Raw genomic sequence first — 24,548 nt, forward strand, 5'->3', positions numbered from 1 at the left:
GTCCAGCATCCGAAACTGATTTTTGGGTTGAATTGACTGGCCCCATCGCGAGCAGGCTCGCTCCTACAGGTGATCGGTGTGAACGCAAATGATGCATTCACTGAAGATCTCCTGTGGGAGCGAGCCTGCTCGCGATGAACGATGACGCGGTCTACCTGACTGAACGACTACGGCGGATCAAGCCTGTCCAGCATCCGAAACTGATTTTTGGGTTGAGTTGACTGGCCCCATCGCGAGCAGGCTCGCTCCTACAGGGGATCTGCGGAGCATGCACTTTTCGCGAGCGCCGCAGATTCAATTGTAGGAGCGAGCCTGCTCGCGATGAGGCCCGAAAAAACACCGCCAACCCCTCGATCAAACCACCGGAAAATGAATCCGGAACGCCGCCCCGCCCATCGGCGAATCCCCCAGCGTCAGCTTCGCGTTGTAGCTCTCGATAATGTCCTTGACCACCGCCAACCCGATCCCCTGCCCCGGGTGCTGGCGATCCAGCCGCTCGCCCCGTTGCAGAATCCGCGCCCGCTGATCCGGCGGCACGCCCGGCCCGTCGTCTTCAACGCACAACTCGACCCCGCTCAGGGTTTCGCGCACGCTGATGCGCACTTCGCTCAGGCACAGGCGATAGGCGTTTTCCAGCAGGTTGCCCATCATCTCCAGCAGCGCGCCCTGTTCGATCGGCACGTAACACGGCTCCGGCAGGTTGAAAGCAACGCGCACGCGCTTGTCGCGATAGACCTTGTCCAGCGTGTCGCAAAGACTTTGCAGCACCGGCTGCAGGCGCACCTGGTGGCGTACCAGCCCACTTTTACGCAGGCTGGCGCGTTGCAGTTGATAGCCGATCTGCTGGCTCATGCGCTCGATCTGGGTTTGCAGCAACCAGGCCTGATCTCGGTTTTCCGGGCGCTGGGCCATGTCTTCGCTGACGCCCTGCAGCACGGTCAGCGGGGTTTTCAGGCTGTGGGCCAGGTCGTCGAGGGAATCTCGGTAGCGGCTGCGCTGCTCGCGTTCGCTGTGCAGCAAGCGGTTGAGGGAGCCGGTCAGGCGCAGCAGCTCACGCGGGTGTTGTTCGCTGAGGCTTTCGCGGGCGCCGCTTTCGATTTCGTCCAGCTCCTGACTGAGCCGACGCAAGGCCTGCAAGCCCCAGGTCAGGCCGATCCACAGCAGCGCCAGCAGCACCAGCAACGCGGCACCGAAACCGAGGTAGAGGTTTTCGCGCAGGCCTTCGAGGGTGACTTCGTACTCGTGCACCGGTTGCAGGGCGACGATGCTGAACGCCGCGCTTTTGCCGCTGAGCAGTTTGACTTCGACGTCGTAGACGAAGAATTCCTGACCATCGGCCTCGCGAATGCGCGCGAATTCGTTGCCGCGTCCGTCGTAACGCGGTTTGTAGTTGATCTTCTCTTCGCCGGTGGCCTTCGAGCGCCAGACCAAATGACCTTCGCGGTCATAGATGTAACCGAGCAAGCGGCTGTCAGTCAGGTTGAAGCGCTCATCGGGCAACTGCGCCGGCATCTGCAGGGCGTTGTTTTCCACCCGCGCGGCGGAAATCAACGTGTTTACGTCCGACGCCAGGCGTTGCTCGATGGAATCCTGCAACGCCAGGCTGAACGCGCCCTGCATCGCTGGCAGCAACGCCAGCATGAACAGCACCGCCAGGGTGGCGGCGGCCAGCATCAAGCGGACACGAAGGGAGCGAATCAAGTGCAGCGCTCATTGAACAGGTAGCCGAGGCCACGCACAGTGTCGATCGGTTTGAAACCTGCCGGGCCTTCGAGTTTGCGGCGCAGACGGCCGACCAGCACTTCGATGACGTTCGGATCGCGCTCGTCGTCGTCCGGGTACAGCTGCTCCATCAAGCGGTCCTTGGCCACCACTTGCTGGTGATGCCGCATCAGGTACTCGAGGATTCGATACTCGTAGGCGGTCAGCGCCAGCGGTTGTTCATCGAGGGACGCTTGTTTGCGATTGAGGTCGAGCAGCAGCGGCCCGGCGACGATGGTCGACTGGGTGAAACCGCTGGAGCGGCGCAGCAAGGCATTCAGGCGCGCATCGAGCTCTTCGAACTGGAACGGCTTGACCACGTAATCGTCGGCGCCGGCGGCGAGGCCTTCGACCTTGTCTTGCCAGTTGCCACGCGCCGTGAGGATCAGGATCGGGAAGGCCTTGCCACGCGAGCGCAGATGACGGATCAGGTCGAGCCCGCTCATGCCCGGCAGGCCGAGGTCGATCACCGCCAGGTCGTGGTTGAACTGCTCGGTCTGGTACAACGCCTCCTCGGCGTTGGCCACGGACTCGACCACGTGGCCGCTGTCCGTCAGGCGGGTTTGCAGGTGATGGCGCAACAGCGCTTCATCTTCGACGACCAGCAGTTTCATAACGCTCTCCTAGGCAAATCGTTATCTCCAGCAGCACAGTTCTCAGTCACACCGCAGAACCCTGTAGGAGCGAGCCTGCTCGCGATGGCGCCAGCACATTCGACATTGATGTCGACTGACACGCCGCTATCGCGAGCAGGCTCACCCCTACCGGGATTGCACTTATCAGAAAGCGTAGTTCGCCGACAGGTAGGTCTGGGCGCTGCTGGTCAGGTCCAGCGAACCCTGCTTGCTGCCACCGCGCTCGCTCATCTCGGTGCTGGCGTTGCTGCGCAGGTAACGGTAACCCAGTTCGACCGAGGTGTTTTGCGACACTTGCTGCAATACGCCAACCTGGCCGCCAATGGCGTAGCCGATGTTGCTGTCGCGGCTGAACCCTGGGGACTCCTGAGTCATTTTGGTCAGGCCGGCCGTAGCACCGCCGAACAATTTGGTGCTGGCGCCTACCGGGTAGAACAGATCGTAGCTGCCCAACAGGTTTTCCTGACGCAGTTTAATGCCATTGTGCGAACCCGACACGTTGTCGTAAGTGGCGTAGTAGCGGCCCTCGCTGTTTTGCTGGCCCAGACGCACACCCCAGGTGGTGTCCTTGCCGATCACGCCGTCGGCGTTCGGGCGGTTGAGGTTGTCGTTCAGGGCGTGGGACTTTTTGACTTTGTCGCTGGTCTGTCCAAGAGTAAGGCTGGCGAAATTATCGTTGGAAGCGAAAGCCGCGGTGCTTGCGCCCATGACGGTGAAAGCCAGAAGCAGTTTTTTGAAGTGAGTCATTGGGGAATTTCCTCATGCGCTATTTGCTTTTTGGGTACGGGGCAAGGTTACGCACCCACCCCTGAACTCCCCCTGAACGCACTCTGAACCTAAGCTGAATCAACTCCACCCGGCTGTTTTGATGACTTTTATGCAGGAGATCCGACCATGCGCGTTTTCCTCGCCCTCCTATTACTGGCCTTGAGCGGGCTCAGCCACGCCGAGATCAAGACTCAGGAGATTCCCTATCAGAGCCCCGACGGCACGAAGCTGATCGGCTATTACGCTTACGACGATGCTATTAAGGGTCAACGTCCGGGCGTGGTGGTGGTGCATGAATGGTGGGGCCTCAACGATTACACCAAGCGCCGCGCCCGTGATTTGGCCGGACTGGGTTACAGCGCGCTGGCCATTGATATGTATGGCGATGGCAAGAACACCGAGCATCCCAAGGACGCCATGGCCTTCATGCAAGCGGCGTTGAAAGACAGTGCCGCGTCCAGCGCCCGCTTCCAGGCCGGGCTCGATTTGCTGAAGAAACAGCCACAGACCCATCCGGATAAAGTCGCTGCCATCGGTTACTGCTTCGGCGGTGCCGTGGTGCTGAATGCAGCGCGTCAAGGCGTTCCGCTGGCGGGCGTGGTGAGTTTCCACGGGGCGCTGGCGACCAAAACGCCCGCAACACCGGGCAGCGTGAAAGCGAAAATCCTGGTGGAGCATGGTGCGCTGGACAGCATGGTGACGGCGGACAACGTCGCGGCGTTCAAGGCTGAGATGGACAAGGCCGGGGCCGACTATCAATTCGTCAGCCTTGAGGGCGCCAAGCATGGGTTCAGCAATCCAGATGCGGATCGGTTGGGCCATGGCGATCATGGTGGGCCGGATATCGGGTACAGCAAGGCGGCGGATGAAAAATCCTGGGCGGATATGCAGGCGTTCTTCAAAAAAATCTTCGGTTAAGCAGAAGACCGAGGCGTGGCCTTCGCGGGCAAGCCTCGCTCCTACAGGGCTTGTGTCGTTCCGCCATTTCGTGATCGGCTCAAACCTGTAGGAGCGAGGCTTGCCCGCGAAGAACGATAACGCGGTCTACGTCAGGGCTACCCAGCCCGAAGGCAACCCGGCAAAATGCGCGACATGAATTCCACCCCCGCCCTGCCCGTCTGCTGCACCCCGCTCGATGCCCATTGGCCGCTGCCGTTTGTGCTGCCTGATACGGTGCTATTGAGCACGCACTTCGATACCTCGCAACTGGCCCTCGATGATTTCACGCGCAGCGCCATCGAGCCGCCAGCGAGCATCCAGCGCTCGGTTGCCAAGCGTCAGGCCGAGTTTCTGGCCGGTCGGGTCTGTGCCCGGGCGGCGTTGCAGAAGCTGGAAGGGCTGAGTTTCAGCCCGGCCATCGGCGAAGACCGGGCACCGGTCTGGCCTGCGCATATCAGCGGCTCAATCACCCACAGCACCGGCCGGGCCGCAGCGATTGTCGCGAACAAGACCCACTGGCGTGGATTGGGGATGGACCTGGAAAACCTGCTAAACCCTGAACGGGCCGAACGCCTGGCCGGGGAAATCCTTACCCCGGCGGAATTGCAGCGCATGGCCGCAGGTCATCGTGATCAGTTGGCGATGCTGGTCACGCTGACGTTTTCGGTGAAGGAGAGTCTGTTCAAGGCGCTGTATCCGATTGTTCGGCAGCGGTTTTATTTTGAACATGCGGAAGTGCTGGAGTGGAGCGAGAGCGGTGAGGTGCGGCTGCGATTGCTGACAGATCTGTCCAGCGAGTGGCGCAATGGCACTGAGCTGGATGCGCAGTTTGCGGTAGTGGATGGGCAGTTGTTGAGTCTGGTCAGCATCAGGGCCTGAGGATTTTTGGTGTTGGCTCGGGCCTCATCGCGAGCAGGCTCACTCCTACAATGGATCTGTGCAACACCGAAGATTCCCTGCAGGAGTGAGCCTGCTCCGGGCGGCGTTCCGACGATGAGGCCAGTACAGACGCCGCAAATCTCACCGCCTCTCCTGATTCCTCGGCCAACTCAGGCTGAAGCACGCCCCGCCCAGACTCTTGCTCTTGCTGATCAACGCCCGCCCGTCATGCCAATGGATAATCCGCCGCACAATGGACAGTCCCAAGCCATGCCCGCCCGACGCCCGGGTACGGCTGTCATCGAGGCGCAGGAACGGCGTGAAGATTTTTTCCCACGCCGACTCTGGCACGCCCGGCCCGTCATCTTCGATGTCCACCCGGCAACGCTGCTGCCCCACCTGATAACTGACCGTCACCCGCGACGAGGCATGGCGCATGGCATTGCTCACCAGGTTCTGGATCGCCCGGTGTAAATAGCGCGGCTCGGCCTCGACCCAGGCATCGTCACAATCGGCGGCGGACAGGCACAACCCGCGCTGCACGGTGACGTCGGCGCGTAGCGGTGCCAATTCCTCGATCACTTGATTGACCAACGCATCCAGATCGATCCGCTGGAAATTCAGCGCGGGCGAGCCTTGCTCCAAACGCGCGTAGGTCAGCATTTCGTCCACCAGCTTGTCGAGGTCCTCGATGTCGTGGTCCATGCCTTCGCGGTATTTCTCCAGGGCCTGTGGCGTGGTGGCCGAGCCGATCATCTCCAGGCCAAAACGCAGGCGCGCCACCGGGGTGCGCAATTCGTGGGACACCGCGCGCACCAGTTCACGCTGGATCGCCAACAACTGTTGCAAGTGCTCGGCCATGCCATTGAACGCCGAGGCCAGCCGCCCCACCGAATCCGCGCCGCGCGCCGGCACGCGGGTTTCCAGGCTGCCCTTGGCAATACGCGTGGCAGCGGCTTCGAGGCCACGCAAGCGACGCTCAAGTTGTCGCACCAATAGATAGACGATCAAGCCGATCAGGCTCAAACCAAGGGCCGCGATCAGCACCAACCATTCGGGCGGATAAGGATTCATCTGGTACAGCGGGCCGATTTCCAGGACCCACGGCGTGCCGACCATGCCGGCAAACACCCGGATCGAGTCACCGCCCTTGCCCAATGCCATCACCGTGTCGCCTTCGGAGATCCGGCGGCTCTGGTCCTCGTCCATGTCCGCCTGGTCGACGGTGACCAGGCGCAAGTCGAAACCGAAGCCTTTGTCTTGTTTCAATTGCGCCAGGCGCTTGGGCTGCTCAGCCACCGGCACGCGCACCAGTTCGTCGGCCAGCAGATAGATAGTCGCTCGCGCCAGTTGCTCGCTGATCTGCTGGACTTCTCCCGTCAAAACCAACTGTTCCTTGTCGCTGACCAGCCGATACACCTTCGCTGCATGCGGGCCGGTCTGTTCCACCAGCGCCTGGCCGCGCAGCACGCGGGTACGCTGCGTCAGGTCGAGGTCGGTCTGGGCGAAGGTCTTCAGCGCCAACGGAATCCCCAGCAAACGCTCCCACACCAGCAAGGCCCGGTGGCGTTCGGTTTCGTTCATCGGTTGCAGGTTGTCGGCCATCAGCGAGAAGGTGCCGTGGGCCAGGCGTTCGCGGTATTGCTCACTGCGCACCTGGTTGAGCAGGTGCAAGGCCAGTACGCCGAGCACCGCGACCAGAATCAGCGCCGCACACATGCCGCCGTAGATGCGCAGGAAGATCGAGTTCACAGGGTGCAGGCTTCCGGAACGAACAGATACCCTTTGCTGCGGATGGTCTTGATCAGTCGTGGATGCTCCGGATCGTCGCCGATTTTGGGACGGATGCGCGAGATGCGCACGTCGATGGAGCGATCCTGGCCGTCATAGCCGATGCCGCGCAGGGCGGTGAAAATTTCTTCCCGGGACAGGATGCGCCCGGCGTTGGCCACCAGCAGCCACAGCAGATCGAATTCGGCGCTGGTCAGCTCGATGCCGTTGTCATTCAGCCAGGCCTCGCGCAATGCGTTGTCCACCACCAGCGGGCCGAACTGCAGGCGTCGTTGTTTTTCCGGGGCCACCTCAGGGGCTTCACTGCGGCGCAACAGCGCCTGGATGCGCGCCAGCAGCAGGCGCGGACGCACTGGCTTGCACACGTAATCGTCGGCCCCCAGGTCCAGGCCAAGAATCTGATCGGTATCGTCGGTGCGGGCGGTGAGCATCAGGATCGGGCCGTCATATTTATTGCGCACCTTGCGGCAGATGCTCAGGCCATCTTCGCCCGGCAGCATCAGGTCGAGGATCACCAGGTCCGGCTTTTCATTAATGATGCGGGCCGCGGCCAGGGCGCCATTGCCCTCGATCGATACGCGCAGGCCATTGGCTTCCAGGTAATCGCGGGTCAGTTCGGCCAGACGCTGGTCGTCCTCCACAATCAATATCTGCCAGGCTTCTTGCTCCACGGTGACCTCTGCTTGCCAACAACACTTATAAGGAAGGATCCGCCCGTCTTTTTGTAATGATTGGGGAGGATAAGAATGCATACACACTGGCCGATTGTATAAACGCCGAACGCCGAGAACACAAGCCGGCAAATGCGTTCGGACAACCCGGATTTTTGTGATAGGGTTCGCGCCCTTAAAAATCCGAATGACTGTTTTCAATCGCTGAAAATCAGTGAAAAACGGTTCGCTCCCGCTAGGTCGCGGCCTACACGCCTGTTCCTTCTTTCACACACAATTTACGCACAGGTTTATCCACAGGTAGTACGTTGCAACACCCTCCAAAACGCATTATCTTGTAGCCCGGCGTCAAAAAAACCCTACATGTAGGGTTTTTGCTTAAAAAGCCTAACCACATTTCAGACCAGAAACTCAAGCGCTTTATTGCTGTTTCCGGTTGAACCAAGCGTGAATTTGAAAGCCCAAACCGCACCTGCGGATGGCACCGTTTTTTGAGGCCAGAACAGCCGGAACGGTACGGGTGTTGCAGTCATTACTGCCACCCTGAATGGAATCCGGTTTCGGGCCCTGGCTCGAGACCAAAGACTTCGGCAAGGAAGCGGCATCATTAGCCTTTTCCTACTGTCCCGAAGTTGTTATGCCCGAGGCCCCTCGGTTGTAGTGCTTCAGGACAGAACGGTGGGCACCATGAAGGTGCTCAAACAAACATAGAGAATGTGGAGACACTCCCCCATGCAAACCGACACAACTCGCGAGAACCCGCAGGGCACCTTGCCGCAGGCCGCTGATTCGACTTCGGATCTGTCCGCCACCGCGCCTGGCCAACTGCGCGTGATCAAGCGTAACGGCACTGTCGTTCCTTATACCGATGACAAGATCACCGTCGCGATCACCAAAGCGTTTCTCGCAGTTGAGGGCGGCACCGCTGCCGCCTCGTCGCGAATCCATGACACCGTTGCGCGCCTGACCGAACAAGTCACCGCAACCTTCAAGCGTCGCATGCCTTCGGGCGGCACCATCCACATCGAAGAAATCCAGGACCAGGTCGAACTGGCCCTGATGCGTGCCGGCGAGCAGAAAGTGGCCCGCGACTACGTGATCTACCGTGACGGTCGTTCGAAAGAACGCGCTGCCCACGCACCGGCCGAAGAAGCGGTCAACGCTCACCCGTCGATCCGCATCACCCGCGCCGATGGCTCATTTGCGCCTCTGGACATGGGCCGCCTGAACACCATCGTCACCGAAGCGTGCGAAGGCCTGGAAGAAGTCGACGGCGACCTGATCCAGCGCGAAACCCTGAAGAACCTGTACGACGGCGTGGCCCTGACCGACGTCAACACCGCCCTGGTGATGACCGCCCGTACCCTGGTCGAGCGTGAGCCGAACTACTCGTTCGTGACCGCTCGCCTGCTGATGGACACCCTGCGTGCCGAAGGCCTGAGCTTCCTGGAAGTCGCCGAAAGCGCGACCCACCACGAGATGGTCGACCTGTACGCCAAGGCCTTGCCTGCGTACATCGCCAAGGGTATCGAATTCGAATTGCTGAACCCGGTCCTGGCCACCTTTGACCTGGAAAAACTCGGCAAGGCGATCAACCACGAGCGCGATCAGCAGTTCACTTACCTGGGCCTGCAAACCCTGTACGACCGTTACTTCATCCACAAGGACGGTATCCGCTTCGAACTGCCGCAAATCTTCTTCATGCGCGTGGCCATGGGCCTGGCGATTGAAGAGAAGCAGAAAGAAGACCGTGCCATCGAGTTCTACAACCTGCTGTCGTCCTTCGACTACATGTCGTCGACCCCGACCCTGTTCAATGCCGGTACCCTGCGTCCACAGCTGTCCAGCTGCTACCTGACCACCGTGCCGGATGACCTGTCGGGCATCTACCACGCGATCCACGACAACGCCATGTTGTCGAAATTCGCAGGCGGCCTGGGCAACGACTGGACGCCGGTTCGTGCATTGGGCTCGTACATCAAGGGCACCAACGGCAAATCCCAGGGCGTTGTCCCGTTCCTGAAAGTAGTGAACGACACCGCCGTCGCCGTTAACCAGGGTGGCAAGCGCAAAGGCGCTGTCTGTGCCTACCTGGAAACCTGGCACATGGACATCGAAGAGTTCATCGAGCTGCGCAAGAACACCGGTGATGATCGTCGTCGTACCCACGACATGAACACCGCCAACTGGATCCCTGACCTGTTCATGAAGCGCGTCTTCGATGACGGCAAGTGGACCCTGTTCTCGCCGTCCGAAGTACCGGACCTGCACGACCTGACCGGCAAGGCTTTCGAAGAGCGTTACGAGTACTACGAAGCCCTGACCGAGTACCCGGGCAAGGTCAAGCTGTTCAAGACCATCCAGGCCAAAGACCTGTGGCGCAAAATGCTGTCCATGCTGTTTGAAACCGGCCACCCATGGCTGACCTTCAAAGACCCGTGCAATCTGCGCAGCCCGCAGCAGCACGTCGGCGTGGTTCACAGCTCGAACCTGTGCACCGAGATCACCTTGAACACCAACAAGGACGAGATCGCCGTTTGCAACCTGGGCTCGATCAACCTGCCGAACCACATCGTCAACGGCAAGCTGGACACCGCCAAGCTGGAACGCACCGTGAACACCGCCGTTCGCATGCTCGATAACGTAATCGACATCAACTACTACTCGGTGCCACAAGCGAAGAACTCCAACTTCAAGCACCGTCCGGTCGGCCTGGGCATCATGGGCTTTCAGGACGCTTTGTACCTGCAGCACATTCCTTACGGTTCCGACGCGGCCGTCGAATTCGCCGACAAGTCGATGGAAGCGGTCAGCTACTACGCGATCCAGGCTTCCTGCGACCTGGCCGACGAGCGCGGCGCCTACGAGACGTTCCAGGGTTCGCTGTGGTCCAAAGGCATCCTGCCGCTGGATTCGCAACAGATCCTGATCGAGCAACGTGGCCAGAAGTACATCGACGTTGACCTGAACGAATCCCTGGACTGGGCACCGGTTCGTGCCCGTGTGCAGAAAGGCATTCGTAACTCCAACATCATGGCCATCGCACCGACCGCGACCATCGCCAACATCACCGGCGTATCGCAGTCGATCGAACCGACCTACCAGAACCTCTACGTGAAATCGAACCTGTCGGGCGAATTCACCGTGATCAACCCGTACCTGGTTCGCGACCTGAAGGCTCGCGGTCTGTGGGACTCGGTCATGATCAACGACCTGAAGTACTACGACGGTTCGGTGCAACAGATCGAGCGCATCCCGCAAGAACTCAAAGAGCTCTACGCGACCGCCTTCGAGGTGGACACCAAGTGGATTGTTGACGCGGCAAGCCGTCGTCAGAAGTGGATCGACCAGGCTCAGTCGCTGAACCTGTACATCGCTGGCGCTTCGGGCAAGAAGCTGGACGTGACCTACCGCATGGCCTGGTACCGTGGCCTGAAAACCACTTACTACCTCCGTGCCCTGGCCGCGACCAGCACCGAGAAGTCGACCATCAACACCGGCAAGCTGAACGCTGTTTCCAGCGGCGGCAACCACGGTGAAGATTCGGTCCTGGCAGCGCCTGCCGGCCCTGCTCCAGTGCCGAAGGCTTGCGCCATCGACGAGCCGGATTGCGAAGCTTGCCAATAAGCTGAGCCGGTGAGCGCCGCAAGGCGCTTACCTGGAGAGCCCCCGATCAGTCCTCTGGATTGTCGGGGGTTTTCTTTTGCCCCAAGGAAAGTGGTGACCGGGCTGACGCCTTCGCGAGCAGGCTCGCTCCTGAACTGGACAGGCGCCGCACTGAAGATCCTTTGTAGGAGCGAGCCCGCTCGCGTAGGGGCCATCACTGACAACGCAACATTCGGCACTCGAGACAAATCCCGCTCATAAAAAAAGCCCCTCTCACGAGGGGCTCTTTATTCAGCGCGAACCAGCATCAGGTCATCTGAATGATGGTCTGCATGATGGTGCTCTGAGTGGAGATGGTCTTGGCGTTCGCCTGGTAGTTGCTCTGCGCCTTGATCAAATCGACCAGTTCGTTGGTCAGGTTGACGTTGGACTCTTCCAGGGAGTTGGACACCACCGCACCCAGCGTACCGGTTTTCGGAGCATCGACACCCGCCTCGCCCGAGGCGAAGGTTTCTTTCCAGCGCGTACCACCGATGGGCTGCAGGCCTTGCTCGTTGGCGAAGCTCGCGACCGCCACCTGGCCGATGGCCTTGGTTTGCTGGTTGCTGAAGTTAGCGGTCATGACACCGGTTTCGTCGATGGTCAGGCTGGAAATCTGGCCAGTGGCGTAGCCGTCCTGAAATTGCTGGGTACGGGCAGTCGGCGAATTGTAAGAGGTGGTCTTGGTCATGTCGAAGGACAGGCCGCCAGTGGCCGCAACCGAACCGTTAGGCCCCCAGACTTTTGGCGTCACGTTGGCATTGGTGACCACGCCCGGCACCCAACCGGTCAACTGGAAGACTTTACCGGTCACAGCAAAGCCAGGACTGCCGGTCATGGTGTTGACGGTACCGTCAGAGTTGAAGGTCACGTTGGCCGTCACTGGCACCGGTGGCTCGGCGGCCGGGTTGGACGGCGAACGACCGTCGACGTAGGTGTACACGGTCCACGCGTTGGTACCGGTTTTCACGTAGTACTGGTCCAGGTTGTGCTGGTTACCCTGGCTGTCATAGATATGCGTGGAGATCGGCTTGTTGTAGCTCAATGGCTCGGCCGGGTTGAACGGTGTAACGGTCGGCAGGGTTTCCGAGGAGTTCAGGTTAATCGTCTGGTCGACGCGAGTGGTGGCCTTGGGCGACAGGCTCGAGGTGTCGATTTTCAGGTCGGTCAGCACGCCATTGATGATCTTGCCGTTGTCATCAACGCCGTAACCTTGCAGGCGGTTGCCGTTGTTGTCGACCACGTAGTTTTCGGCGTCAGTCTTGAACGCACCGGCACGGGTGTAGCTCAGGGAACCGTTGTCGCTGAGGATGAAGAAACCGTTGCCCTGGATGCCCATGTCCAGCACGTTGCCGGTGTTGTTCACGTCGCCCTGGCCGAACTGCTGGGAAACGTTGGCCAGACGCACGCCGTTGCCGACGGTCTTGCTGCCGGTACCCAGGCGAGTGGCCGAGTACACGTCTTCGAATTCTGCACGGGACGATTTGAAACCGGTGGTCGCGACGTTGGCGATGTTGTTGCCGGTCACGTCCAGTTGTTTGTTGGCTGCATAGAGACCGCTAAGGCCGATATTGAAAGACATATTCCACTCCTTTGTGCCGTGTTAGTCGGCTCTATATACCAATGGTCTGTACTTTGGACAGGGCGATACTGCCCAGGCCTGCGAGGTTCAGCATCAACTCACCGCCGGTCTGGCTGATGGTCACGCTGTTGACGGTGGCTGGCAGGTAAGTCACCAGCGCGGTCGCCTTGCTGTCGTAAGTCGCGGTGGCGGCGAATTTGTACGTGCCGGCCTTGGCCACTTCGCCCGCATCGTTTTTGCCGTCCCAGATGAAGCTGGCATTGCCGGCCTGCTGGCTGCCCATGTCGATGGTGCGAATCACTTTGCCATCGGCGTCGGTGATCTTGATCGTCACCGGATCCACCGATGCCGGAACCACGGCCGTGCCGTTGAAGCTCTTGGAGGTATCGACCACCGCTGTGTCGGTCTGCGCGACCACCGAGCGGCCCACCAGCGAAGATGCTTGCAGCGCTTGCGACGAGTTGTAGTTGCCGGCAATGCCGCTGACCGTATCGTTCAGCGTGGTGATGCCTTCCAGGCTACTGAACTGTGCCAGCTGAGCCACGAAGTCACCGTTGTCTTGCGGCTCGAGCGGGTTCTGGTTCTTCAGCTGGGTAACCAGCAATTGCAGGAACGCGTCCTTGCCCAACGCCTTCTTGCCGGTGGCGCTGTTGGTGGCCGAGGCCAGGCCGTCGCTGCTGGTGTTATTGGCCTTGACCGAAGAGTTGGCCAAGACGTCCTTGATGTTCACGCCGCTGGTTGTATCGGTAACACTCATCTGAGTCGCCCCTTATCACTGACCGAGGGTCAGGACCTTCTGCATCATGGTTTTGGCGGTGTTCATCATTTCAGCGTTGGTCTGGAACGAGCGACTGGCGGAAATCATGTCGGCCATTTCTTCGACGACATTGACGTTCGGGTAGTAGACGTAGCCCTTGGCATCGGCGGCCGGATGGTTCGGCTCGTAACGCGCGTCAAGGTTGCTTTGGTCTTCGACCACGCCCAGCACTTGCACGCCTTGGCCGGCGGCGTCCTGGTTCTGGAACAGCGAATCGCTGCCGCCGCTCTGGCCGCCCTGGAACATGGTGGCGAACACCGGGTGACGGGCGCGATAGGTCTGGTCGATGCTCGACGAGACGGTTTCGGCGTTGGCGATGTTCGAGGCCACGGTGTTCAAGCGCGTGGTCTGCGCGCTCATGCCGCTACCGGCAATGTTGAAAACACTGGATAGGGACATGACTTACTCTCCGCGCAGGGCTGACATCAGCCCTTTGAATTTGCTGTTGAGCAGGGTGAAGCTGGCCTGGAAGCCGACGGCGTTTTCCGCGTAGTTCGACTGTTCCAGTTGGGCGTCCACAGTGTTCTGGTCGATCGACGGCTGCATCGGCGTGCGATACATCAGCGACTCGTCGCCATTGCCCAGGCCTTCAGCCTCGATATGGCGGTTGTTGGTCATGTTCAAGGCAAACGTGCCGCCCTTGGTTTTCTCGTTCTGTGCGGCGAGCACTTTGGAGAACTCCAGGTCCCGAGCCTTGTAGTTCGGGGTATCGGCGTTGGCGATGTTGTTGGCCAGGACCTCGGCACGCTGTGCGCGGAAGCCCAGGGCTTGTTCGTGGATACCGAGCGCTTTATCGAAGCTGATGCTCATGTCGGGAAACCTTCGGGTGACCTGATTTTTCGTAACAGAGACATAGCAAGTGGCGTGCCAATTCAAAAAACCCCGGAAACCGGGGCTTTGCCGGCAGTGGCAAGACGGCAATGCCAGAAAAGCGGCAACCGATTTCCGCCGCCTGCCGCTTTTCTGCCGCTTATCACCCTCTAAAGAACACCACCCTCCCCTGTGGGAGCGAGCCTGCTCGCGATGGCGTCGTGTCAGCCAACATCCATGTTTCTGTTACACCGCTATCGCGAGCAGGCTCGCTCCCACAGGGGATCGTGGTGATGTCAGGGCAATCATCGGGCAAAAAAAAACGGGAGCCCCTGAGGACTCCCGTTTTTTGATGCGGCCAACGAATCACTTCGCCTGGTAAATGATCCCCGGGCTGCACTGGACCATCTGGTAATGATCCGGCAAACCGTTCAGCGCTTCGGAGGCGCCGAGGAACAGATAACCGCCCGGCTTGAGCGTGCTGTGAATACGCAACAAGATGTCTTTCTTCACCTCGGCGGAGAAGTAGATCAGCACGTTGCGGCAGAACACAATGTCGAACTTGCCCAGGGCCGCGTAGCTGTCCAGCAGGTTGAACGAGCGAAACTCCACGCGACTCTTGATCGGCGCCTTGATCGCCCAGCGCCCCGGCCCTTTGGGGTCGAAGTAACGCTGAAGACGCTCGGGCGACAGACCACGGCCGATGGCCAGGCTGTCGTACTCGCCGGTCTTGCAGTTGGTCAGCATGGTGCCGGACAAGTCGGTCGCGACGATTTGCGCGCCCATCTTCAACTGGCCCATGTTGACGCGCTCGAACTCATCGATCGACATCGACAGCGAATACGGTTCCTGACCCGACGAGCACGCCGCCGACCAGATCCGCAAGCGCTGGCCGGGGGCCGCCTTGATCGCTTCGGGCAACACCTTGTTCTTCAAGACTTCAAACGGATAGGTGTCACGAAACCACAAGGTTTCGTTGGTGGTCATGGCATCCACCACCATCTCGCGCAAACCGCTGCGCGGCTGGGTCTGGATGCGCTGAACCAGCTCACCCAGGGATTTGATGCCTTGCTGCTCCATCAGCTTGTTGAGACGGCTCGAGACCAGGTACTGCTTGTTTTCACCGAGCAAAATGCCACAGGCTTTTTCCAGGAATACCCGGAACTGTTCGAAATCCAAATTACCCGTAGACAAAGATGCCGCCTCTTAAATCGTGTTAACCGCCAGGGGCAGAAGGCCCCTAGCTGATATCTGCTGCTTTGATCCGGTCGACTACCCGGGATGCCAGGTCATCAGGACGGAATTTTGCCAGGAAGTCGTCCGCGCCGACCTTCTTGACCATTGCCTGATTGAATACACCCGACAACGAAGTATGCAGGATGATATGTAGCTTTTGCATGCGCGGGTCGTTGCGGATCTCGGCCGTCAGGGTGTACCCGTCCATTTCCGGCATCTCGATGTCGGAAATCATCATCAGGAACTCTTCTTCCGGCTTCTTGCCCTCATCGACCAGCTTGCGCAAGTAATCCAGCGCTTGCCTGCCGTCGTTCAATGCCACCACTTCAACGCCGACCGTTTGCAGGCAACGGGTCACCTGCTTGCGCGCCACCGACGAGTCATCGACCGTCAATACCCGCAAGGACAGCGCCTTGTGCTGGGTTTCGACATCCACCACGCCGACCGAAATCGCTTCCGGTGTCGGCGCCACTTCCGCCAGCACTTTCTCGACGTCGATGATTTCGACTAACTGATTGTCGACCCGAGTCACAGCCGTCAGGTAATGATCGCGTCCCGTGCCCTTGGGCGGCGGATGAATCTCCTCCCAGTTCATGTTGACGATGCGCTCCACCGATCGCACCAGGAATCCCTGGGTCTTGGTGTTGTACTCCGTGATGATCACGAAGGGATTGCTTTGATCTTTAAGTGCGCCGGAGCCGGTCGCCATCGCCAGATCAAGAATCGGAATGGTCGCCCCCCGGATATTTGCCACACCGCACACGACAGGACTGGACTTGGGCATCAGGGTCAGTTTGGGGCATTGCAGCACTTCCCGAACCTTGAACACGTTGATCCCATACAGCTGCTGGCCGTCGAGACGGAACAACAACAGCTCAAGGCGATTCTGCCCAACCAGTTGCGTGCGCTGGTTTACTGAATCCATTACACCAGCCATGCACTGACTCCTACACCAACGCTTAAGTGTGTTGCGACGCACATTTATTGCTAAACGGCACGGCGCTTGCTTTTTAACTCTTATGAACACAGAACCGACATTTTTCCGACGCCTGACATCAATTACCCGCAAATTGCTTTGCGCAATGTCGGCCGTCTGCCTGTTCAACGCTGGCAGCCCTGCCCTTGCTGACGCGGTTACCTTGCCTGACATGCTTATCGGCGTCACTCAGGGCTTTCTTGAATTCACCGTAGAAGACTATTTGGCTACCAGTCAAACGGAAGGACGCTACGAAATCGAAGTCAACCAGCTCGATCCGCGACTGCGCATGCCCATGTGCGACAAGGAATTGACAGCCACCCTGGAGAGCCCGGCGACCCCGATCGGACGGGTCACGGTCAAGGTCCGCTGCGACAGCACATCCCCCTGGACAGTCTTCGTACCCGCTCAAGTCCGCCTGTTTCGGGACGTTGTCACCACCACCCGGCCGCTCAAACGCGCCGGGGTCATCGAGCCCGGCGATGTCATGTTGCGCGAGCGAGACATCAGCCTGATCAACCAGGGTTATTTCACCTCCCTGGAACAAGCCGTGGGGCAGAAACTTACCCGACCAACGGTCGCCAATCAGGTCCTAACGCTGGTCCATCTCGAACAGGCGGAAGTCATCAGCAAGGGCGACCAAGTGGTGATCACCGCCCGCAGTGGTACGCTCAGTGTGCGTATGCCGGGCGAAGCCCTGTCCAACGGCGGCCTGCGTGAACAGATTCGTGTGAAAAACCTCAACTCCCAGCGGGTCATCAAGGCGCAAGTCATCGCGCCGGGCCAGGTGGAAGTTGCCATGTAGAACAATCTGCTGGTGAAAGATGGCGCGCCGCCCGGCTGTTCCCTAAACTGTGCCGCAGGCAGGACAAGCGCTGGCGCATGCAAGCTCATTGATAAATGGGCCTAAAGTTTTCGCAGGGAGAGCCGAAAACATGGCAAGCGTCCAAATACCCAGAGGTTTTTTACCATGGTCATCGATTTCAGCCGTTTGAACAGCTCCTCGTCACTTACCGGTAGTACGCGTACCAGCACCGCGAAGGAAACCGCCGAAACCGGCACATCCGCGCCGCTGAATACCCCGGCCGAACAGGCCAGTACCGTCAAAAGCGGGGAATCGGTACACCTCAGCAATGAGGCTCAACAGTTGCAGAAGGTCACTGACAAGCTGCGCGATCAGCCTGCCGTCGACAACGCCCGCGTGGCCGAGTTGAAAGCAGCGATTGCCGATGGCAGCTATAAAGTCGACAGCAACCGTGTAGCCAGCAAACTGCTCAACTTCGAAGCCCAGCGCTAGGCCACGGCCTGCGCCAGGCTTTTGGACGCTTAAACCCCAAGGCCAGCCATGCACGACACTAATTTACTGCAACTGATCACCGACGACTTTGCTCCAGCGCAACGCTTGCTGGAGTTACTGCAAACCGAGTCCCTCGCCTTGCACGGTCGCGACATGCCGCTGCTCGAAGATATTCTGGCGCAGAAGCAGGCAATGATCATTCTGCTTGAACAGCATGGCCGCAAGCGCAGTGAAATCCTCGTCAGCCTCAATCTGCCGGCCGATCGCAGTGGCCTGGAGCAACTTGCCAGCCAGTCGAGCATCGGCGATCAATTGCTGGAACAGAGCGAGAAACTGACCGATCTACTGGCTCAATGCCAGGCAGCCAACGTCAATAATGGCCAGTCGATCCTGGTCCAGCAGGCCGCCACGGCCAATCAGCTGAAAATCCTCACCGGCGGCGAACCGCCAGCGCTTTACGATGCCCGCGGATCAACCTCCAAGCTCGCAAAGCCGCGCCCGCTTAGTCAGGCTTGAGCCTGTTGATGAGCACGCTCTATCAAGACGCCTCACATGCTGGCAGTATGCTGGCAAGTCGCAGTCAAATTTTGCCTGGAGAATGATGAACCGTGTTCAATGCCTTAAACGCGGACGATGCTCCGCAGCCACCCAAGGTGCTATCCACGCCGATGGAAATCGCCGGTAACCTGCGGCAGCTGCAAGAAAGCCATGATCCGCTGATCATCACGTTCCATGAGCGCACCCAACGCTTCCAGAGCTATCTGGTGAACGTTGATCGCGACAGCAATTCGATCGCCCTGGATGAAATGATCCCGCGTGACGGAGAACGTTTTCTGCTGGCCGGAGAACCATTCAAGGTTGAAGGCTTTCATGACGGCGTGCGCATCGCCTGGGAAAGTAACGGTACGCTGACCATCGATGAGTCCGGCGATGCTCGCTGCTATCGTGGCCCACTGCCCGCTGAAGTGATCTATCACCAGCGCCGTAATGCGTTCCGTGCGGCGTTGAAACTGGCGCAACTGGTCAACGTCGAACTGGGCGGTGAGAAACTCAAATCGACCTTGGGCGGCAAGCTGCTGGACATCTCGGCCACCGGCTGCAAACTGCGTTTTGAAGGTGACATCACCGGCAGCCTGCAACTGGGCCAGGTCTATGACCGCTTTGTCGCCGCCCTGCCCTTCGGCAACATGACCGCACCGGTCGAATTGCGTTACCTGCACTTCGAAGAGAGGATCTCCACCACCTTCGCCGGTGTTCGCTTTCATAACATGAGCGGTCTGGTGCAGCGGCAAGTCGAACGGTTCGTCTATCAGCTACAGCGTGAAGCACGCCGTTTCGACAAAGACGACATGTAATACGGTGCTTCAACAAAAAACGGGCAGTCCCTTGCGGTGACTGCCCGTTTTTTTATGCGCGGGTTTAGGGCCTGGCTTCGGTGAAGCTTTGCTCACGACCCGCATCCGGGTCTTCTGATGGTGGATCGGTCTCGGGATCCGGCTCTGGTTCAGGCGCAGGTTCCGGGCTGATCGGATTTTGCATCTGATCCTGCACCACCTGCTCATCGACCCGCGGGTCAAGGCATGCCACCAGTGGCGAACTCGACATGCTGTCCGGCATAGCCACGTGATGCAGCGGCGCATCTTCGACCTGATGCAGGTTGGTGACGGCTTTCGGGCGAATCCGCCACACCAGCACCAACGCGAAGAAGCTGAAGAAGGCATACAGCATGTGGCTGCCGAACAGCTTCATCAGGACCCCGGCCACCAACGGCCCGATGCTGGCGCCCACGCCGTAAGTCACCAGCAACATTGCTGTCAGGGACACGCGACGATCACCTTCGACGTGGTCATTGGAGAAGGCCACCGCCAGCGGATACAGGCAGAACATCACCAGCGAACAGAAGAACCCGGCGACGAACAGAACCTCCAGCGGCACCTGCTGCATGATCGCCAGCGGCAACGCGGTCAGGGCCAGGACCACCGCAAAACAGCGGATCAACAACGCCCGGTCATAACGGTCAGAGAGCCAGCCCAATGGCCACTGCACCAGTAGCCCGGCAAAAATGCAGCTACCCATGAACAGACCGACCTGCTCGGTGGACAATCCTTGCTGCGAGGCATACAGCGGCGCCAGACCGTAGAAGGAGCCAATGATCAGCCCCGCGCCCAGCACCGTGCTCAATGACTGCGGCACGCGCTTGATGAAGAACCGCGGCTCCATCGGCGCCGGATGCAATGGCGCCGGGTGAATCCGCCGGGTCAGGGCCACCGGCACCAGGCACAGCGCGAAGCACAGGGCGACCAGCATCAGCAGTTCCAGGCCCAGGGCCGGGTGCATGACCAGAATCAGTTGGCCCAGCACCAGCCCCAGGTAGGACGCGATCATGTAGCCGCTGAACACCGTGCCACGCTGCGACGCTTCGGCCTGCTCATTGAGCCAGCTTTCGATCACCATGTACTGGCACATCATGCCGAGGCCGACGATCACCCGCAGGAATATCCACGCTGGCAGCCAGTCGACCAGGCCGTGGCCGAGCACCGCCGCGCCGACAATCCCGGCGCAGGCCGAATAGGCGCGAATATGCCCGACCCGGGCGATCAGTCGGTGACCGATCTTGCCACCCAGCACCAGGCCGAAATAGTTGGCGGCCATCAACGCACCCACCCACAAGCTGTCGACGTTATCCGCCGCCAGACGCAAGCCCAGGTAGGTACTCAGCAAGCCTGAGCCGATCAACATCATCAGCGAGGCAAAATAAAGCGCTCGAAAAGGTTTCCAGATTTGGCGCATCGGCGTTCCGAGCGGCTCCTTGCGGTAAGAAACGGGCTATCCGAAAAGATAGCCCGAAGACGACAGGTCGTCAGGCCTGGGTGGCCAGAACACGGCGCTCCCAGGGGGTAATTTCATCAAAGAAGCTGGTCAACTCCATGGTCTTCGAAGCGACGTAGCCTTCGATGAACTCCTTGCCGAACAGTTCCTTCGCCAATTGGCTACGTTTCAGACGTTCAAGAGCGGCATGCAAGGTACACGGCAACGAAAGATTATCCGGGACTTCGAATTCGCCCTGGATCGCCTCGCTCGGCTCCAGTTCGTTCTCAATGCCATACAAACCGGCGGCAAGACTGGCGGCGATCGCCAGATACGGATTCGCATCAGCCCCCGGCAAGCGGTTTTCGACCCGACGGGCGGCCGGTGAACTGGCCGGAATGCGCAATCCGGCGGCCCGGTTGTCGTGGGACCAGCAGGCATTGTTCGGCGAAGCATACGGATGGCACAAGCGCTGATAGGAATTCACGTTCGGCGCAAACAACGCGGTGAAATCCGCCATGCCGGCCTGTTGGCCACCAATGAAGTGACGGAAGGTCGCTGTCGGTTGGCCTGCCGCATCGCTGAACACATTTCGTCCATTGCCGATCTCGACGATGCTCTGGTGAATGTGCATCGAACTGCCCGGCGTGTGCGCCAGCGGCTTGGCCATGCACACCACGCTCAGGCCGTGCTTGAGCGCGACTTCCTTGAGCAGGTGCTTGAACAGGAACGTCTGGTCGGCCAGCAGCAACGGATCGCCGTGCAGCAAGTTGATCTCGAACTGGCTGACGCCCATCTCATGCATGAAGGTGTCGCGCGGCAAACCCAGGGCCGCCATGCATTGGTAGACTTCGCTGAAGAATGGCCGCAGACCATTATTGGAACTGACACTGAACGCGGAATGACCTTCCTCGCGCCGACCGTCCAGGCCCAACGGCGGCTGGAACGGTTGCGTCGGGTCGGGATTGGGCGCGAACACGAAGAATTCCAGCTCGGTCGCCACCACCGGCGCCAGGCCCAGCGTTGCGTAACGGGCGATCACCGCCTTGAGTTGGCCACGGGTCGACAGCTTCGAGCTTTCGCCGGTCAGTTCATCGGCGTCGCAAATGGCCAGTGCCCGCGGTTGCTGGCTCCAGGGCAAGCGGTGGATGTGTGCCGGGTCAGGCACCAGCGCCAGGTCGCCATCATCGCTGCCGTAAAAGCGTGCGGGCGGATATCCGCCCATGATGCATTGCAGCAGCACACCCCGCGCCATCTGCAAACGCCTTCCTTCGAGAAACCCCTCGGCGGTCATTACCTTGCCCCGAGGCACGCCGTTCAAATCCGGCGTGACACATTCAATCTCATCAATGCCCGTCAATCGCTGTGCGAGTGAACGCTGGCCATCGGTTGTCATGACGCAATCCTTTGTAATTGTGCGAGCCGCGAACGGCGACCCGTACAAAATAGGCTCCGCCTGTTCGGAATATCAAGCAGCGCCACACAAAAAGAAACGTCAGGGCAAACAGAGGCTGAACACCCCACCACCCAACGGCCCACCGTTGCTGATCCGGGTGCGTCCTTCCACGCCATTGCGCTGATGCAAGGCGGCGATCCGTCCGGCGAAATACAAGCCCAGGCCTGTGCTGCCGCTGCTGTGGTTGATGCCCTGCACATAATCGGCCTGACGCTCGATCATCTCGACCGGATAACCGTCGCCATCGTCGTTGATGGACAGCACCAGTTCGCCGGCCTCGTCGCCGACACTGATCAGCAATGACTGGCGGGCGTAACGAATGGCGTTGTTGATGCAGTTGGCCAGCACCGAGGCCACCAGCTCGCGATCAAAGAAACCCAAGGGGCTCAACGGGTCGACTTCATAAGTCGCGACAATGCCGCGACTGGCGAACACTTCCTGATGAGCGGCCAGTTGCGCTTCGATGAAATCATCCAGCTCATGGTAGGCCGGCTGCAACGGCATCTGATTGACGCCCAGTTTGTACAGCCCCAGCAACTGCACCAGCATGCCGTTGAGGTGAGCGAACTCGTACTCGATGACGCCCTGCTCCGGGCTGTGCCGTTCGGGATCGGGCAAGCGGGCCAGCCATTGGCTGTGGGCCTGCATCAGCAGGGTCAACGAGTTCTTCATGTCGTGCACGGTGGAGGCAATCACCGTCGAAAAATCCAGTGCAGAGTTGTCTTGGCTCATCCGCTGAACGCCTTGATTTTCAGTTTCTGAAAGCGCGGATACCGCGCGTCGGTGTCGGGCATCATGCCCACCAGTTTCAGGCAGGCCCGGCATTCATCGAGCTCGGCCGACGCTACGCTGGTATCGGTGCCGTGCAGCAGCGATTGCGCCATGTTAAGGGCGATACTGATGTTCTTCGGTTGCAGCGCCAGCGCTTTGCGAAAGATTGCCCGGGCTTCGACCAGATTGCCGGTCTTGTACACCTGCACACCCTGCCGGTTGAGGTCGGAGGCCGCGTTGCTCTGGCTGAGGATCGTCGGGTCGTCGGTCAGTTTGGCGATCCCTTGCATCACCACTGGATCGTCACCGTAGATTTCCGCACAGTTTTTCAACATCGTCGCGCCGGCGCTCGCCTGGCCGAGCATTTGCAGCTGCTTGGCCACCAGCAGCGCGGCTTCGGCGCTCATGAACTGCTCCATGCCATCGAGGCGCATCATCGCCTGCTCGGTGAGCTTCTCGGCGGTTTCGGCGTCGTTGAGCAACAGGCTGGTGGCTTTCATCAGGCGCGCACGAATCTGCAGGCCAGGATCAGACGGGTTTTCCTTGGCCACCAGACTGAGGGTCGTATTGATCTCCAGTCGGGTGCGGGTATCCAGGCCTTTCTCGCTGCCTTTGCTGATCAACGCATGGGCCAGGCCGAGGTTGCTTTCGGCATCCTTGAAGCGTGACTGCGCGCCTTGGGACACGGCCTGGCGATAAGCCTTTGAGGCCGTATCGAAATCTTCGTTGGCCATCGCCAGTTTGCCCAGCAGTGCTTGCCGGCGCACCGCCAGCGGCGACAGGCGAATGGCTTCTTCCAATACTTTCTGCGCGCCCTTGGTATCCCCTTCGGCCACCAGCACATCAGCCATGCCGTCATACAGCGCCGGCATCATCGGAAACACTTTCAGGGCTTTTTCGTAGACGCCCTTAGCCTGGCTGACCTGGCCACGCTTGAACAGCAACTTGCCCAACCCGGCAAACGCCCACGGCAACGGCCGATCGGCAATGATGCTGTCGTAGAGACGTTCCAGCGCTTCGTTTTGATTCAGGTCGCGCAAGGCGTCCGCGCGGTAACGCAGGCACAGCGGCGAATAACGGATGTCCTTCTTGCACAGCTCGATGCAGGCATTGAGCACTTCGAGCGGTTTGCCACGATCGAGCGCTTGCAGGATCGGCTTGAGCAGGTTCTTGCGCTGTTCCAGACGCTCCAGGCGCTGGGCCAGGCCGGAACGGTTGAACGGCTTGGTCAGGTAAGCGTCGGGTTCGTGTTCCAGCGCGCTGAGCACCATGGCCTGGCTGGTTTCGGCAGTGACCATGACGAACACGCTTTCATGGCTGATCAGCTTTTCGATCATCAAGTCTTCGAGGACTTGCTGGCCGTTCTTCTTGCCGTCGCCGAGGTGAAAATCCTGCAGGATGAAATCGTAGGCCTTCTGCGAACACATGCGCAGCGCCTGCTCCCCGGTGTCTGCGGTGTCGACGTCCTTGACCCCCAGTTCACGCAGCATGGACCTGACGGAACTGCGGAAATCCGAGAAATCATCGACGATCAGAAAACTCTTTTGGTGATACGACAGCATCGAAGATTTCCAGGCAATTTGAGAAGAAGACAATGACCGTTCGGGTTATCGGCCAGGAGTGCCGTTCCCTTGAGAACTCCAGCCAATCAAGTGTCTCTAAATATTTGAAGGTGTTATTGAAAAACGGGATTATGCTGCTTTATT

The 24,548-nt window shown here is 59.6% G+C and carries 22 protein-coding genes; 7 read left to right on the forward strand and 15 right to left on the reverse strand.

The annotated features are described in order from the left end of the window. Positions 1-354: 354 nt before the first annotated feature. The 3 genes from AC1ROI_RS31965 to AC1ROI_RS31975 form a co-directional block, all read right to left on the reverse strand. Entirely contained in the window at positions 355-1,701 is a 1,347-nt protein-coding gene (locus AC1ROI_RS31965) for an ATP-binding protein (RefSeq protein WP_010457134.1), read from the reverse strand. Further along, positions 1,698-2,375, reverse strand: a complete 678-nt coding sequence (locus AC1ROI_RS31970; RefSeq protein ID WP_077749196.1) for a response regulator — start codon at positions 2,373-2,375, stop codon at positions 1,698-1,700. Before AC1ROI_RS31970 ends, AC1ROI_RS31965 begins: the two co-directional genes overlap by 4 nt. A 165-nt stretch (positions 2,376-2,540) precedes the next feature. Continuing rightward, complete coding sequence (locus tag AC1ROI_RS31975; RefSeq protein WP_102595135.1) at positions 2,541-3,143, reverse strand: hypothetical protein; 603 nt, start codon at positions 3,141-3,143, stop codon at positions 2,541-2,543. 147 nt (positions 3,144-3,290) lie between these two features. On the opposite strand from AC1ROI_RS31975, the gene AC1ROI_RS31980 reads away from it, so the two are divergent. Both AC1ROI_RS31980 and AC1ROI_RS31985 read left to right on the forward strand, forming a co-directional pair. Beyond that, positions 3,291-4,082 carry a dienelactone hydrolase family protein gene (locus AC1ROI_RS31980; protein WP_077749194.1) on the forward strand — a complete coding sequence of 264 codons (792 nt, stop codon included), beginning with the start codon at positions 3,291-3,293 and terminating at the stop codon, positions 4,080-4,082. Positions 4,083-4,256: 174 nt separating this feature from the next. Beyond that, on the forward strand, positions 4,257-4,982 hold the full coding sequence (locus tag AC1ROI_RS31985) for a 4'-phosphopantetheinyl transferase family protein (protein ID WP_207235046.1): 726 nt from the start codon (positions 4,257-4,259) through the stop codon (positions 4,980-4,982). A 141-nt stretch (positions 4,983-5,123) separates the two neighbouring features. On the opposite strand, the gene AC1ROI_RS31990 is transcribed toward AC1ROI_RS31985, so the two are convergent. Together AC1ROI_RS31990 and AC1ROI_RS31995 are read right to left on the reverse strand one after the other, a co-directional pair. After that, a complete protein-coding gene (locus AC1ROI_RS31990) occupies positions 5,124-6,734 on the reverse strand; it encodes an ATP-binding protein (protein ID WP_077749192.1) in 1,611 nt (536 codons plus the stop codon). Continuing rightward, the gene (locus AC1ROI_RS31995; RefSeq protein ID WP_010457146.1) at positions 6,731-7,444 is read right to left on the reverse strand and encodes a response regulator; all 714 of its coding nucleotides are present in this window, start codon (positions 7,442-7,444) and stop codon (positions 6,731-6,733) included. Before AC1ROI_RS31995 ends, AC1ROI_RS31990 begins: the two co-directional genes overlap by 4 nt. Before the next feature lie 732 nt (positions 7,445-8,176). On the opposite strand from AC1ROI_RS31995, the gene AC1ROI_RS32000 reads away from it, so the two are divergent. Next, positions 8,177-11,071: a ribonucleoside-diphosphate reductase subunit alpha gene (locus AC1ROI_RS32000; protein WP_010457148.1), complete on the forward strand. Its 2,895-nt coding sequence runs from the start codon at positions 8,177-8,179 to the stop codon at positions 11,069-11,071. Positions 11,072-11,357: 286 nt separating this feature from the next. Here the strand turns inward: AC1ROI_RS32000 and flgE are convergent, their stop codons facing one another. From flgE to AC1ROI_RS32030, 6 genes are all read right to left on the reverse strand, one after another. Beyond that, entirely contained in the window at positions 11,358-12,671 is a 1,314-nt protein-coding gene (gene flgE / locus AC1ROI_RS32005) for a flagellar hook protein FlgE (RefSeq protein WP_077749191.1), read from the reverse strand. A gap of 31 nt (positions 12,672-12,702) precedes the next feature. Then, a complete protein-coding gene (flgD, locus tag AC1ROI_RS32010; protein ID WP_077749190.1) occupies positions 12,703-13,428 on the reverse strand; it encodes a flagellar hook assembly protein FlgD in 726 nt (241 codons plus the stop codon). 15 nt (positions 13,429-13,443) lie between these two features. Continuing rightward, positions 13,444-13,887 carry a flagellar basal body rod protein FlgC gene (gene flgC / locus AC1ROI_RS32015; protein WP_010457154.1) on the reverse strand — a complete coding sequence of 148 codons (444 nt, stop codon included), beginning with the start codon at positions 13,885-13,887 and terminating at the stop codon, positions 13,444-13,446. Between the two features lie 3 nt (positions 13,888-13,890). Continuing rightward, entirely contained in the window at positions 13,891-14,298 is a 408-nt protein-coding gene (flgB, locus tag AC1ROI_RS32020; protein ID WP_010457156.1) for a flagellar basal body rod protein FlgB, read from the reverse strand. Between the two features lie 366 nt (positions 14,299-14,664). Then, positions 14,665-15,492: a protein-glutamate O-methyltransferase CheR gene (cheR, locus tag AC1ROI_RS32025; RefSeq protein ID WP_010457158.1), complete on the reverse strand. Its 828-nt coding sequence runs from the start codon at positions 15,490-15,492 to the stop codon at positions 14,665-14,667. A 46-nt stretch (positions 15,493-15,538) separates the two neighbouring features. Then, entirely contained in the window at positions 15,539-16,471 is a 933-nt protein-coding gene (locus tag AC1ROI_RS32030) for a chemotaxis protein CheV (protein ID WP_010457160.1), read from the reverse strand. Positions 16,472-16,553: 82 nt separating this feature from the next. Between AC1ROI_RS32030 and flgA the strand changes: the two genes are divergently transcribed. The 4 genes from flgA (at position 16,554) to AC1ROI_RS32050 (ending at position 19,162) form a co-directional block, all read left to right on the forward strand. Further along, positions 16,554-17,315 (forward strand): flagellar basal body P-ring formation chaperone FlgA, encoded by a 762-nt coding sequence (gene flgA, locus AC1ROI_RS32035; protein ID WP_077749189.1) that lies wholly within the window; start codon positions 16,554-16,556, stop codon positions 17,313-17,315. Positions 17,316-17,480: 165 nt separating this feature from the next. After that, the gene (flgM, locus tag AC1ROI_RS32040; protein WP_010457164.1) at positions 17,481-17,807 is read left to right on the forward strand and encodes a flagellar biosynthesis anti-sigma factor FlgM; all 327 of its coding nucleotides are present in this window, start codon (positions 17,481-17,483) and stop codon (positions 17,805-17,807) included. A 48-nt stretch (positions 17,808-17,855) separates the two neighbouring features. Next, a complete protein-coding gene (locus AC1ROI_RS32045; protein ID WP_010457166.1) occupies positions 17,856-18,323 on the forward strand; it encodes a flagella synthesis protein FlgN in 468 nt (155 codons plus the stop codon). Positions 18,324-18,415: 92 nt separating this feature from the next. Next, on the forward strand, positions 18,416-19,162 hold the full coding sequence (locus tag AC1ROI_RS32050) for a flagellar brake protein (RefSeq protein ID WP_042932643.1): 747 nt from the start codon (positions 18,416-18,418) through the stop codon (positions 19,160-19,162). Positions 19,163-19,226: 64 nt separating this feature from the next. Here the strand turns inward: AC1ROI_RS32050 and AC1ROI_RS32055 are convergent, their stop codons facing one another. From AC1ROI_RS32055 to AC1ROI_RS32070, 4 genes are all read right to left on the reverse strand, one after another. Next, positions 19,227-20,597 (reverse strand): MFS transporter, encoded by a 1,371-nt coding sequence (locus tag AC1ROI_RS32055; protein WP_083375939.1) that lies wholly within the window; start codon positions 20,595-20,597, stop codon positions 19,227-19,229. A 70-nt stretch (positions 20,598-20,667) separates the two neighbouring features. Then, on the reverse strand, positions 20,668-21,909 hold the full coding sequence (locus AC1ROI_RS32060; RefSeq protein WP_172962169.1) for a glutamine synthetase family protein: 1,242 nt from the start codon (positions 21,907-21,909) through the stop codon (positions 20,668-20,670). 201 nt (positions 21,910-22,110) lie between these two features. Continuing rightward, positions 22,111-22,803: a sensor histidine kinase gene (locus tag AC1ROI_RS32065; protein WP_077749187.1), complete on the reverse strand. Its 693-nt coding sequence runs from the start codon at positions 22,801-22,803 to the stop codon at positions 22,111-22,113. Further along, positions 22,800-24,404 (reverse strand): tetratricopeptide repeat-containing response regulator, encoded by a 1,605-nt coding sequence (locus tag AC1ROI_RS32070; protein WP_010457175.1) that lies wholly within the window; start codon positions 24,402-24,404, stop codon positions 22,800-22,802. Before AC1ROI_RS32070 ends, AC1ROI_RS32065 begins: the two co-directional genes overlap by 4 nt. Positions 24,405-24,548: the final 144 nt, after the last annotated feature.

The organism is Pseudomonas sp. GW823-FHT02C02 (genome assembly GCF_058797635.1).